Source organism: Polaromonas naphthalenivorans CJ2 (assembly GCF_000015505.1).
Classification (GTDB): Bacteria; Pseudomonadota; Gammaproteobacteria; order Burkholderiales; family Burkholderiaceae_C; genus Polaromonas; species Polaromonas naphthalenivorans.
Genome location: NC_008781.1, coordinates 3,978,612 through 3,990,387, shown reverse-complemented (window position 1 = coordinate 3,990,387; position 11,776 = coordinate 3,978,612). Strand labels below are relative to the sequence as shown.

10 protein-coding genes are annotated in these 11,776 nt (G+C 65.5%); 2 read left to right on the top strand and 8 right to left on the bottom strand.

From position 1 onward, the window contains the following. Positions 1-6 precede the first annotated feature (6 nt). Positions 7-618, top strand: coding sequence for a response regulator transcription factor (locus PNAP_RS18720; protein WP_011803107.1), 612 nt, complete (start codon positions 7-9; stop codon positions 616-618). A gap of 12 nt (positions 619-630) precedes the next feature. Here the strand turns inward: PNAP_RS18720 and PNAP_RS18715 are convergent, their stop codons facing one another. The 8 genes from PNAP_RS18715 to PNAP_RS18685 form a co-directional block, all read right to left on the bottom strand. Then, positions 631-1,275, bottom strand: a complete 645-nt coding sequence (locus tag PNAP_RS18715; protein ID WP_011803106.1) for an FMN-binding negative transcriptional regulator — start codon at positions 1,273-1,275, stop codon at positions 631-633. Positions 1,276-1,293: 18 nt separating this feature from the next. Continuing rightward, complete coding sequence (locus PNAP_RS18710) at positions 1,294-1,755, bottom strand: DUF1877 family protein (RefSeq protein WP_011803105.1); 462 nt, start codon at positions 1,753-1,755, stop codon at positions 1,294-1,296. A 110-nt stretch (positions 1,756-1,865) separates the two neighbouring features. Continuing rightward, positions 1,866-3,077 (bottom strand): VWA domain-containing protein, encoded by a 1,212-nt coding sequence (locus PNAP_RS18705; protein ID WP_011803104.1) that lies wholly within the window; start codon positions 3,075-3,077, stop codon positions 1,866-1,868. A gap of 300 nt (positions 3,078-3,377) precedes the next feature. Continuing rightward, complete coding sequence (locus tag PNAP_RS25885; protein WP_011803103.1) at positions 3,378-3,731, bottom strand: immunity 8 family protein; 354 nt, start codon at positions 3,729-3,731, stop codon at positions 3,378-3,380. A 107-nt stretch (positions 3,732-3,838) separates the two neighbouring features. Next, positions 3,839-6,280 (bottom strand): DUF5682 family protein, encoded by a 2,442-nt coding sequence (locus PNAP_RS18700; protein WP_011803102.1) that lies wholly within the window; start codon positions 6,278-6,280, stop codon positions 3,839-3,841. Further along, positions 6,277-7,362 carry an ATP-binding protein gene (locus tag PNAP_RS18695; protein WP_041377452.1) on the bottom strand — a complete coding sequence of 362 codons (1,086 nt, stop codon included), beginning with the start codon at positions 7,360-7,362 and terminating at the stop codon, positions 6,277-6,279. The genes PNAP_RS18700 and PNAP_RS18695 overlap by 4 nt, the downstream gene beginning before the upstream one ends. Before the next feature lie 14 nt (positions 7,363-7,376). After that, the gene (locus tag PNAP_RS25125) at positions 7,377-8,963 is read right to left on the bottom strand and encodes a DUF5691 domain-containing protein (RefSeq protein WP_011803100.1); all 1,587 of its coding nucleotides are present in this window, start codon (positions 8,961-8,963) and stop codon (positions 7,377-7,379) included. Then, a complete protein-coding gene (locus tag PNAP_RS18685; RefSeq protein WP_011803099.1) occupies positions 8,960-10,345 on the bottom strand; it encodes an SWIM zinc finger family protein in 1,386 nt (461 codons plus the stop codon). The genes PNAP_RS25125 and PNAP_RS18685 overlap by 4 nt, the downstream gene beginning before the upstream one ends. 463 nt (positions 10,346-10,808) lie before the next feature. Between PNAP_RS18685 and gshB the strand changes: the two genes are divergently transcribed. Continuing rightward, the gene (gshB, locus tag PNAP_RS18680; RefSeq protein WP_011803098.1) at positions 10,809-11,762 is read left to right on the top strand and encodes a glutathione synthase; all 954 of its coding nucleotides are present in this window, start codon (positions 10,809-10,811) and stop codon (positions 11,760-11,762) included. Positions 11,763-11,776 lie beyond the last annotated feature (14 nt).

Sequence of the window (11,776 nt, the reverse complement as noted above, 5' to 3'; positions counted from 1 at the left end):
AAACCCATGAACCCCACCGTTCACATCGTCGATGACGATGCCGACTTCCGCGACGGCCTGGCCTGGCTGCTGGACTCGCGCGGGCTGCCGACGCGCAGCTGGAGCGGCGGCGACATGTTCCTGCAGTCCTTGCGCCCCGGCAATCCCATGTGGGAATGCTGCGTGGTGCTGCTGGACATCCGCATGGAGCCGCTGTCCGGCCTGGCCACGTTCGAGCAGCTCAAGGCCATGGGCTGGCCCTGGCCGGTGCTTTTCCTGACCGGCCACGGCGAGATGAGCATGGCCGTGGCGGCGGTCAAGAACGGCGCCTGGGATTTCCTGGAAAAACCGTTCCAGAACAACCTGCTGGTCGATAAGGTCGAAGCCGCCCGCCAGGCCGCGCTCGCCCTGCAGGCCGACTCGCAGGAGCGCCTGCTGTTCCAGCAGTCCCTGGCCGCGCTCAGCGCGCGCGAGCGCGAGGTGCTGGACCAGCTGCTGCAAGGCCACTACAACAAGAACATCGCCGAGCACCTGGGCATCACCCCGCGCACGGTGGAGTTCCACCGGGCCAATATCTTTGAAAAGCTGCGCGTGAATTCAGCGGTCGAGCTGGCCCATCGCATGGGGCGCCTGGCCTGATTGCCGCAACTCTCAGGCCTGTGCGCCGCCACGCTCCTGAATGGCCTTGGCCATTGCCTGCGACGCCCGGTCATCGCGGCCCTGCAGCGCATTGACCAGGGATTGTTGATTCGACGCGGGCTGGTTCTGGCTGAGCTTGGCCTTGCCTGCGATGCGCTCAATTTCCACTTCGATGCCAACAATCGCCTGCAGCAGGCGCTCGATATAGTCCGGCGGGGCATCGGCGATTTTCCAGGGCGCCGGCTGATCGGCCTCATGCGCCTGGGTCAGTGCCTGCAGCAGCTCCATCAATGCGGCCGGGTCGTCAATGGCGCGGACTTTTCCATGCACATGAACCACCTCGTAGTTCCAGGTGGGCACGACCTTGCCGGTTTCCTGCTTGCTGGCATAGCCGTTCGGCGAGATGTAGCCGTCAATGCCATGAAACACCAGCAGGCACGGGATGCCATCGCCCGCTTTCTGCCATAAAGGATTGGACCGTGCCACATGGCCAAGGAGCTTGCCCGACGGCCCGGCTTCGGCGCGCAGCAGCAGGGGAATGTGGTCGGCGGCAAGGCCTTCGGCATCATTGATGACGAGGGTCGCCAGCGGATGCTGCCGGATGAATGCGTGAAGCACCTCCGGGCGCGACTCTTCGAAGGGTTTTGGAATGTACATGGCAGATTTTGGCTCCGGTCAGCCCACGTAAAAAAGCATCGCCTCGTCGCGACTGGCCGCGCCCTCGAAAAACGTCACCAGCCCGGCAAACATTTCGGAAATCTCCTCGAAGTTCTCTTTCCAGACGTTCTCCCAATAGAAATCAGCGGCCTGGAACTGCTCCGAATCGAACATCGCCCGCAGGTCGTCAGCGCTGAAGCCGGCCAGTTGCTCCGCCAGGCTGGACACCTGCGGCGCGGAAATCAAAAAGCAGCCTTCGCCCAGATCGGCATCCTGCAAGAACTCGCCCCCGTTGAGTTCGGGCAGGTCGTCTTCCAACAGGCAGCGGAAGGCGTCCCACGCCTGCTCCAGGCTGTAGCTGGTGATGAGCGCCTGATTGGCGTCATCAAAGACAAAGGCGCTCAAAGATGCCTGCGGGTCGGACAGCAGCGCATTGAGTCGGTCCTTGTGCAGCGCGATGTAACGTGCGCCCATGCTCATGATTTTTCCTTGGTTAATGGTGATTGGTGATTGGTTACTATGAATTTAATAGCTGGCTATGCCCGTGCCTATTGCGCAAGAGGCACTTTTTCCATAAATTTTCGTCCGCTTCAGCGCCCCCGCGTCGCCAGCAGTCCCTGACCAGCCGCCCAGGCGTTGATGTCTTCCTTGCGGATGGCCGCCGCCATCAAACCCGGAAAGGCGTCCGGCGTGCAGGCGAACGACGGCACGCCCAGCGCGGCCAGCTTGGCCGCCAGCGCGCGGTCATAAGACGGCGCGCCTTCGTCGCTCAGCGCCAGCAGCGTGATGAACTGCACGCCCGAGGCCACCAGCTCGGCGGCGCGGCGCAGCAGATTCGCTTCCACGCCGCCTTCGTACAAATCCGAAATCAACACCAGAATCGTGTTGCGCGGCTCGCGGATGACCGACTGGCAGTAGCCCACCGCGCCGTTGATGTCGGTGCCGCCGCCCAGCTGCACGCCGAACAGCAGCTCCACCGGGTCGTCGAGCTGCTCGGTCAGATCGACGATGGCGGTGTCGAACACCACCAGCTTGGTCGCCACGGCCGGCAGCGACGCCATTACCGCGCCGAAGATGCTCGAATACACCACCGACGCGGCCATCGAGCCGCTCTGGTCGATGCACAGCACGACTTCGCGCTGCGGGCTGCGGGCCTTGCGGCCATAGCCGATCAGCCGCTCGGGCACGATGGTGCGGTAGTCGGGCTGCCAGTGCTTGAGGTTGGCGCGGATGGTGCGGTTCCAGTCGATCTCGCTGTGGCGCGGGCGGCGGTTGCGCTGGCTGCGGTCGAGCGCACCGCTCACCGCCGAGCGCATCGGCTCTTCGAGCTTTTTCAGCAGCGCCTCGACCACCTTGCGCACCACCATGCGGGCGGTTTCCTTGGTGGTGGCGGGAATCACGCGCGAGAGCGAAATCAGGCTGGCGACCAGATGCACGTCGGGCTGGACGCTCTCCAGCATTTCGGGCTGCAGCAGCATGTCGCGCAGGTTCAGCCGCTCCAGCGCGTCGTGCTGCATGACCTGCACGACGGAGCTGGGAAAGTATTTGCGGATGTCGCCCAGCCAGCGCGCCACGCTGGGCGCCGAGCCACCGCGCCCGCCCTGGCGGCTGCTGCTGCGGCCCAGGCCGTTCTTGCCGTCGGCGTCGTAGAGGGCGGACAGCGCCTGGTCCATTTCAGCCGGCGCGCCCGAGAGCTTGCCGCAACTGCTTTCGGCTTCGCCGCCCAGCACGAGGCGCCAGCGGCGCAGGCGGGCTTCGTCGGGAAGGGACGGAGAGGCTGGGGGGAAAGTAGATTCGCTCATGGGGTGACTCCGGGAATGATTTTGAGCGTGGAGGTAAAGATAATTGGTGCTTTATTCTGGAAAATAAATTATGTTTGCATTCTTATTAACAAGAAGCTGAAAACTTGGTGATTAATATGCGTATATATTTATGCGGTCAAGTAGTTGAGGATTGTTTTTTATTGTTTGAGTAAGCACAAAATCAAGGTGTGCATATTTGAGTAAACATTGGTTTTTATTTTTCAAATGAAAATTACTTGCTGTATACTCGGCTTGCAGTCGCATTTTGATAATTTGTAAAGATGCTGCGCCGCACAAAGGTCATATTTTTTGACTGAGCACTTCAACGTCTTCAAATTCCCATGCAGCGTACTTGCTAATATTTAAACTGGTTTCCGACCAAGTATTGCCAGAACATCTATCAATTCGCCAACATATCTTTGCAGTTATATTATTAAGATCGTACTCGTCGATAATCAGTATATGGCGTTCCCAGACAAATCCATGCTTCAGACACTCGGTCTTAAGCCAATCTGGTGTGCAAACAAAAATATCAAAATATTCAGCACCGACCTCATTGTCAGGACCAATCATCAGCTTGACCCAAGTTCCAAAATTATGAATATCATGAGGCCAAAAGTTTTCTAACGTGTCCTCTATCTCTAACGAGATCATTTTTTAACAACTGCTTTCATGGTGTCACGTTTATGTGTGCGTTACTGAATGGTCGCGTACCGGAAAGTGGCTTCTGTTCCAAATATAGCAAGCAAGTTAGCACCCGCTCACACCTCAACTCCCAAAATAGTCCTCAAAAACGGCAGCGGCAAAGCCGCCAGTTCCTCATCCCAGCCGGGCGCGCTGGCAACCGCCTGCACAGGCCGCACCCCCTGCCGCGCCCGCTGGCCCAAATCACTCCTCTCACTCGCGCTGAAGGTCGAAAACGTGCGCCGCACCAGCGGCAGGATATGCACGAAGTGTTCTTCGCCCAGCCCGCACAGCCAGTCGTCCACCAGTTGCCACAGCGCCGCGTCGTGCAGCAGCACCAGCGCATTGCGGTTCAAAAAGCCTTCCAGCCACGCGGCGGCCTTGAGCGGTTCTGCGCCGCTGGACAGGTGCAGCGACAGCGCCTGCGCCGCGTCGGCGGGTTCCCAGATATGGGCGTCGAGCAGCAGGCGGCCGGCCAGTCCTTGCAGCAATTCGTGCGTCTGGCTGCTGGCGGCGACCTGGCGCAGGGCGCGTTGCCAGGCCTGGGTCTGTTCTTCGGCGTCGCGCAGGGCAATCGCGCCGTGGGCGGCGATGATGTTGCCGCGCAGCGTCTGGGCGGCGTCGTCGTTCAGCGCCGAGCAGGCCAGCGGCAGGGCGATGGCGGCGCGCAGGATCAGGCTGTCGAGCATGTGCGCGATCAGCCCGGTGTCGGTCTGGCGCACATTGCCGTAGCGAAACACGTTGGCCAGCGGCGGCAGGGCTTCGAGGAGCTGTAGCGTGTCGCCGCTGACGGCGGCGCGGTTTTCCAAGATGCGGCTGATGGCCTGCACGGCGTCGCCCAGATCGGCCAGCAGCGCCTGATTGACCAGCTCCGACAGCTCGCCCAGCGTCGCCGCCTTGTGCGCACGGTCCAGGCTGCGCGCGGTGGCGGCGGCCTGCAGGCTGTGGCCCCAGGGGCTGGCCTCGATCAGCTTCATGACGAATTCGGGCTGCCATTGCAGCGACCAGACTTCATGGAAGGTGCCGCGCGCCGAGCGGCCGGTGCCGCTGATGCGTCCCCACGGGATGCCGATCAGGGTCAGGCGGTGCAGCAGGTGGCTGCGCGCCAAATCGTTGGGCTGGCGCAGGTCCAGGTCCAGCGTGCGCTCGAACGCTTCGGCTTTCAGGCGCAGGGATTTTTGCTGCTGCTCCAGGTCTTTTTGCAGCGGCACGGTGGGCACGTCGGGCGGCACCTGGCCCATTTTCTGGCCGACCAGCAGCGCGTCGTTGATGAAGTGCAGAACAGACCCATCGCCCAGCGTCAGCACGGTGCGCGTGGCTTCGTGCAGTTCTTCCAGGCCGGGTTGCGGGCGCTGGCGCAGCGCGGCCAGCGTGTCGGCCAGCCGGGCGGTTTCGATCAGGTGCGCCGACGAGCAATCGAGGTCGCGCTCGCGCATCAGCCGGGCGATGCGCGCCAGCCAGCCGATGGTGCGGGCTGGCGGCGCTGACGGATTCGCTTCGGCCTGCTGGCCGCAGAGCCACAAATGCTCGTACCAGCCGGGCGCCTCGATGCCCGCGCCGTAGCCGCTGGCGCTGGTCAGGTGGCGATAAGTCCACGGCACCCAGGTCGATTGCACCTTGAGCTTGGGCAGGCCCTTGAGCAGCGTGGCGTCCGCGCTGGCTTTGGTGGCGGCCTGCAGCCCGCCCAGGTGCCACGCGCCGCAGACCACGGCGATGCGCTGGTGGCCTTGCTTGACGGCGTCGCGGATGCGCTGGCGCATGTGGGCTTCGCGCAGCAGTTCGCGCCTGGCGTTGTCCGGGTTGCGCTCCTCGGCTTGTTCGCCCAGGTCGGCGCGCAGGGCGGTCATGGCTTCGGCGATGGCGGCAAAGAGTTCTTCGCCGTCGCCGCGCTCCTCGACGGTGTGGTTCCACCAGCTTTCGCCATCGGCGTGGCCGGCGGCCTGGGCGAGCCAGTTCAGCGGGTCGGTGCGGTAGGCGGGGGCGTCCTGGGGATTTTGCGGATCGGGCAGGACGGCGGCGCTGGCGTCGGCCGCCTCGGCGGCGTTTTCAACGGTGCTGGCGGCCTCGGCTGTAGCGGCGTCGGCGGGCGCGGCGGGCATTTGCGGGGCGTGCGCTGTTTCGGTTTTGCTGGCGGCGTGGGCTTGCGCTTCTTCGACCTCGGCATCGGCCTCGGCGGCTTCGCGGGCCTTGTCCAGCGCCATCTGGTGCATCACCGGCAGGTCGATGAAGCGCACCGGCACCTGATGCAGCAGCGCCCAGCGCAGCGCCTGCCACTCGGGCGAGAACACGGCGAACGGGTGGTAAACCGCCCGCTGCGGCTCGTCCGGGCAATAGCTGAGCAGTGCAACCGGCGGCTGCATCTGCTCGGACAGCAGCGCGGCCAGCACGCCCTCGGCGTCGGGCGGGCCTTCGACCAGTACGCAGTCGGGCTGCAGGGCGTCAAAGGCGCGCAGCAGGCTGCGGGCGCAGCCCGGTCCGTGGTGGCGAATGCCGAAGTAGTGGACGGGGTTCGCGCTCATTCCAGTTCCATGCAAGCCCGGTACAGCGGCTTCCAGTCCTCGCGCTCCTTCACGACGATTTCGAGGTATTCCTTCCAGACCACGGTGTCCTGCACCGGGTCCTTGATCACCGCGCCTATCAGCCCGGCGGCCACGTCGCGCGGGTGCAGCACGCCGTCGCCGAAATGCCCGGCCAGCGCCATGCCGTTGTTGATCACCGAAATCGCCTCGGCCGACGACAGCGACGAACTGGGCGACTTGATCTGCGTCTTGCCGTCGGCGGTGCGGCCGCTGCGCAGCTCGCGGAAAATCTGCACGATGCGGCGCACTTCCTTGAGCGCCGGCGGCTCGGCCGGCAGCTGCAGCGAGCGGCCCATTTCGCTCACGCGCTTGACGACGATGGCGACTTCCTCGTCTTCCGAGGACGGCACCGGCAGCACGACGGTGTTGAAGCGGCGTTTCAGCGCCGCCGACAGCTCGTTCACGCCCTTGTCGCGGTTGTTGGCCGTGGCAATCACGCTGAAGCCGCGCGTGGCCTGCACTTCGGAGCCGAGTTCGGGAATCGGCAGGGTCTTTTCCGACAGCACGGTGATCAAGGAATCCTGCACGTCGGCCGGGATGCGCGTGAGTTCCTCGACGCGGGCGATCTTGCCGGCGCGCATGGCGTTCATCAGCGGGCTGGGCACCAGCGCCTTGTCGGACGGGCCGTTGGCCAGCAACTGGGCGTAGTTCCAGCCGTAGCGCAACTGCTCTTCGCTGGTGCCGGCCGTGCCCTGAATCAAGAGCGTGGAATTGCCGCTGACGGCGGCGGCCAGGTGCTCGGACACCCACGACTTGGCCGTGCCCGGCACACCGTAGAGCAGCAGCGCGCGGTCGGTGGCCAGCGTGGCGACGGCGATTTCCATCAGCCGGCGGCTGCCGATGTACTTGGCGCTGACCTGAAAGCCGTTGTCGAGCTTGTCGCCCATCAGGTAGGCGACGACGGCCCAGGGCGACAGCAGCCAGTTGGCCGGGCGCTCGTGGCGGTCGTGCTTTTTCAGCTCGTCGAGTTCGTGGGCGAATTCTTGTTCGGCATGCTGGCGCAGGGTTTCAGGTTGGGTCATGGGGCTTCTCATTCTCAGGAAGGGATTACGGCGGGGGTCAGGTTGGAAAAGGCGCGGCGGGCCGCAATCACCGGCTGATGGTTTCGCAGCGCGTAGGCCAGCGGGTCGTCTTCGGACGGGGGCCGCACCAGGCCGGGCAGCATGTCGGAATGCAGCACGCAGCACAGCTCGGCCAGCGAGGCGTCGATGTAGTACTTTTTCAGGTAGAGCGGCAGCTTTTCCAGCAGCAGCCCGGACAGGGCCGGCGAGACCTGTTCGCCGGGCGGGCAGGCCTGCAGAATCTGGTTGATGAGCTGGGTGAAGCCGTCCACATTCTTGGGGCTGATCTGCTGCAGCGTCTGCATCCAGTAAGGCTCGCGCTGGGCGGGCGGCAGCAGGGCCAGCACGACGGCGGACGTTTGCTTCAGTGCCTTGCCGGGCCAGTGGTCCAGAAATGCCCGGCACCAGGCGGCGTCGGGCGCGGTGCGCAGCACGTCGAGCCAGGCGCGCACCAGCGCCTCGTTCCAGTCTCCCTTGGCGGCCCATTGCACCAGCGCATCGGGCGTCAGGCCGGTGTGCTGCGTCCACCAGTCCAGCGGCACCTGCCGCGCCAGCTGGTAGAGCCACCAGGCGCGCTCGCCCATGGTCTCAAACTTGGGGCGCTCGGCTTCGAGGCCATCGGCTTTCCAGTCGTCGCCGGCGGCCTCCGGGGCCTGGATTTTCCATTTCGCGCCCAGCAGGCTTTTCAGGGTGGAGGGCTTTTCCAGGCAAGGCTGCAGCCGGGCGATGGCGCGCTGGGTCTGGGCGCTGTCGGGCAGCTGCACCAGCAGGGCGCGGGCGGTTTGCCGCACGTCGGCGCCCCGGTCTTTGCACAGGGCAACGAGCAGCGCCTCATCGTCCATCGACAAGCCTTCGATCAGCACGGCGGCAAGTTCGGCGCGGTCCTTGGCGGGCAGGTCGGGCAGGGCGGTTTTTAGGCGTTCGCGGGCGCTGGCCGGATCAAGCTGGCGTTGCTCGCGCAGCAACTCGACGCGCTGCGCCAGGCTGCCTTCGGACCAGCGGGTTTCCAGCGGCGCGCTGGCCGCCGTGCCGCTGGCGTAGCGCCAGTAACTGTTATGCCGCGCCAGCCACATGCCGCGCTCGCCCAGCACGGGCAGCAGCGCCGGGCGCAGGGCCACGCTGCGCTGCCCGGCTTCGAGCGCCAGCGCCAGCAGCCCGGTGGGCAGGCGCAGGCCGGCGGCGCTCAGGCGCTGCAGCAGTTCAATCTGCAGCCGGGGCGGCGCTTCGGCCAGCGCCCAGCGCAGGCTGAGCTGCAGGCCTTTGGCGTGCAGCGCTGGCGCGGTTTCGGGCGCGGCGCTGTTGGGGGCGGACGCGGCGCTGGCCTGGCCCTGCCGGGCGGCGCGCTCGCACACCGCCAGCACGCCGGCCATCTGCAGCAGCGCCAGCGCCGGCTGCGCCAGCGCCGGCTGCGCGGCCTGCTGCGCCTCGATCTGCGCCAGCAGCGCGCCCACTGGGCCGCTCAGGGCGGGGGCGGTAAAGGCCATTTTTTCGGTGCCGACCATGGCGGCGGGCAGCAGGCTTTGCCAGTGCGTGGCGGGTGAGGGATTGCTCGGGTTGCTCATAGGGGGCTCCAGTTCCACACGCCGTCCGGGCCTTGCGCCGACAGCGGGCGCAGCGCCTCGCCGTCCCACTCTCCCATCACGGCGATGGGGTGGCCGCCACTCAGGGCCAGCAGCGCCCAGCCGGCGGCTTCGCTCACCTGCAGGCGCAGCTGCTGGCCGGCCCAGTGCAGGCTGAACGTGTCGCTGTCGCGGCAGGCAATCGCCTGCTGGCAGCGCAGCGGATGCAGCGGAATCCACGGGTTGCCAGCGATGCGCTCGGCGATGGCGCGCCATTCGTCATCAGCGCTTGCGCCGGCCTGCGCGTTGGGCGCTGAGGCTTGCATTGGCATTGAGGCTGGCGCTGGCGCTACGTCCGTGCCCGCGCTGGCGTCCGCGCCACCGGCCACCAGCGCGCGCAGGGGCGCGGCGCTGGGGTAAAACGCCAGCGCGGCTGGCTGCGCTGCACCGCAGAGCCAGCTTTGCTCAAAGCCCTGGCCGCCGAAGGCATGGTCCAGCAGCAGCGCGCGCCGCCCGCTGCGCAGGCCCTGCAGCCAGACGCGGCGCTCCAGCAGCCGGTTGTCGCGCTCTTCCTGGATCACGCCCAGCACCAGCCACTCATCGACCACCGCAGGTGACTGCGCCAGCACCGCGTCCTTGTCCAGCGGCCAGCCGAGCATGATGCGCAAGTCGGCGCTGGCCGTGTCGCTTAAATCGCCGCGCCGCGTCACGGCTTCGCAGGCCAGCTGCAGCATGCCGAGTTGGCGCAGCGTTTTTTCGGGCCAGTTCGCGCCCTGCATCAAGCCGGCTGCTGCAGCGATCAGCCGCTGCCCGAGTCCGGGCGCCTTGGCATCGACCAGCCGGGCGGCCATGGTTTCCCAGGTGTCCCGGCTGTGCGGACCCAGGCTGCCCAGCCCGTGCGCGACCTGGTCGAGCAGCCACTGCTGCAGCTCGCCCGCGCCAGCGCTCATGCGCGTCCAGCGCTGCTGCTCGGTCTTCAGGGCGGCGGCGCTGGGCGCGGCGGAGCTGGCGGCCTGTTCGCGCTGCTTGTCTTGTTTTTCCTGCTTTTTCTGCACCCGTTCGGTGCGCGCGCTGAGCCAGTCGGCGACCCAGGCCGGCGGCGCGTTGCCCTGGAACAGCGTAGCGTCCCGTGCGCGCAGCAGCAGCAGTGCCAGCCCGTGCTTGCAGGGAAACTTGCGGCTCGGGCAGGAGCATTTGAAGGTCGGCCCCGACAGATCGACCTGCGTCTGGTAGGGCCAGCTGCCGCTGCCCTGGCATTCGCCCCAGATGGCCGTGTCATTGGCCCCAAGCGTGGGCCACTTCGCCGGTTTTACCAGCCCGTTGGCGGCTTTGGCCGAGGCGGCGTCGGGCGCCAGGGCAAGGACGGATTCAGCGCTGAGTTCCATGGGCGGCAAGGAAAAAGGTTGAAAAAATGAAGCGGCTCGTCAGGCTGGACTTGAATCCAATGCATCCAGCAAGGCAGCCCAAACAAGGCTGCTCTGAAAATCTGTGAGGAATGTTAACTTATGTTACGCGGACACAAAGCCGGCGTTGGCACGCTTCACCCTTGCGAACAAGGATGCCGTTGAATGAGCGCCCGTGGGCATGCAAAAGAGTGATTGAATAGGCCTTTTGCGCAATGCCAGCATGCATGGACAGCTATTGTTTTAATAGTATGAAGTGGCGCTGGGCATGGGGCTGTGCAGCGCGATTTATTCGCCCTGGTTGAAAAAGCCGGGCAGGGTGGCGCGGGCGCGGCGCGGCTGGCCGGCGCGCTGGCGCTGTTTGGACAACAATACGGCCAGCAACGCCAAGCGCCCTGTCCGGGCCGGCGCCCACAACCCAGACCGCCAGGTCACCCCACAAGCCATGAACCTCCTTTTTATCGCCGATCCGCTTGAGTCCTTCAAGATCTACAAGGACACCACCTTTGCCATGATGCGCGAGGCCCAGCGGCGCGGCCACCGCATCAGCGCCTGCGAGCAGCAGGACCTGATGTGGCAGCGCGGCTCGGCCGTGATGGCCCATGTGCGCGACATCACGCTGACCGGCGATGCCACAGACTGGTTCAAAGAGACCGGAACGCGCGCGGTGGCGCTGAAGGAATTCGGCGCCGTTCTGATGCGCAAAGACCCGCCGTTCGACAGCGAGTATTTCTACGCCACGCACCTGCTCGAACAGGCCGAGCGCGACGGCGCAAAAGTGTTCAACAAGCCGCGCGCGCTGCGCGACCACCCGGAAAAGCTAGCCATCATGGAGTTCCCGCAGTTCATCGGCCCGACGCTGGTGACGCGCGACGCCGAGGACATCAAGCGCTTTCACGCCGAGCACCAGGACATCATCCTCAAGCCGCTCGACGGCATGGGCGGTATGGGCATCTTCCGCGTCGGCCCGGATGGCCTGAACCTGGGCTCGATCACCGAGACGCTGAACCGCCACGGCGCGCAAAGCCTGATGGTGCAGAAGTTCTTGCCCGAAATCGTCAAGGGCGACAAGCGCGTGCTGGTGATCGGCGGCAAGCCGGTGCCCTTCAGCCTGGCGCGCATTCCCCAGGGCAGCGAGGTACGCGGCAACCTGGCCGCCGGCGGCAAGGGCGTGGCGCAGCCGCTGTCAACGCGCGACCTTGAAATCGCCGAAGCGCTGGGGCCAATCCTGGCCGCGCGCGGCCTGTTGCTGGCCGGCGTGGATGTGATCGGCGACTACGTGACCGAAATCAACGTCACCAGCCCGACCTGCTTCCAGGAAATCCACGACCAGATGGGCTTTGACGTGGCGGCGATGTTCATCGACGCGCTGGAGCAGGCGGTCAGCGCGGGCCTTTGAGGCCCCAGGCGTCA

Bases quoted from the DNA above. Each gene is read 5' to 3' on its own strand.
- PNAP_RS18720 (WP_011803107.1), top strand. From the start codon at position 7: ATGAACCCCACCGTTCACATCGTCGATGACGATGCCGACTTCCGCGAC.
- PNAP_RS18715 (WP_011803106.1), bottom strand. From the start codon at position 1,275: ATGTACATTCCAAAACCCTTCGAAGAGTCGCGCCCGGAGGTGCTTCAC.
- PNAP_RS18710 (WP_011803105.1), bottom strand. From the start codon at position 1,755: ATGAGCATGGGCGCACGTTACATCGCGCTGCACAAGGACCGACTCAAT.
- PNAP_RS18705 (WP_011803104.1), bottom strand. From the start codon at position 3,077: ATGAGCGAATCTACTTTCCCCCCAGCCTCTCCGTCCCTTCCCGACGAA.
- PNAP_RS25885 (WP_011803103.1), bottom strand. From the start codon at position 3,731: ATGATCTCGTTAGAGATAGAGGACACGTTAGAAAACTTTTGGCCTCAT.
- PNAP_RS18700 (WP_011803102.1), bottom strand. From the start codon at position 6,280: ATGAGCGCGAACCCCGTCCACTACTTCGGCATTCGCCACCACGGACCG.
- PNAP_RS18695 (WP_041377452.1), bottom strand. From the start codon at position 7,362: ATGACCCAACCTGAAACCCTGCGCCAGCATGCCGAACAAGAATTCGCC.
- PNAP_RS25125 (WP_011803100.1), bottom strand. From the start codon at position 8,963: ATGAGCAACCCGAGCAATCCCTCACCCGCCACGCACTGGCAAAGCCTG.
- PNAP_RS18685 (WP_011803099.1), bottom strand. From the start codon at position 10,345: ATGGAACTCAGCGCTGAATCCGTCCTTGCCCTGGCGCCCGACGCCGCC.
- gshB (WP_011803098.1), top strand. From the start codon at position 10,809: ATGAACCTCCTTTTTATCGCCGATCCGCTTGAGTCCTTCAAGATCTAC.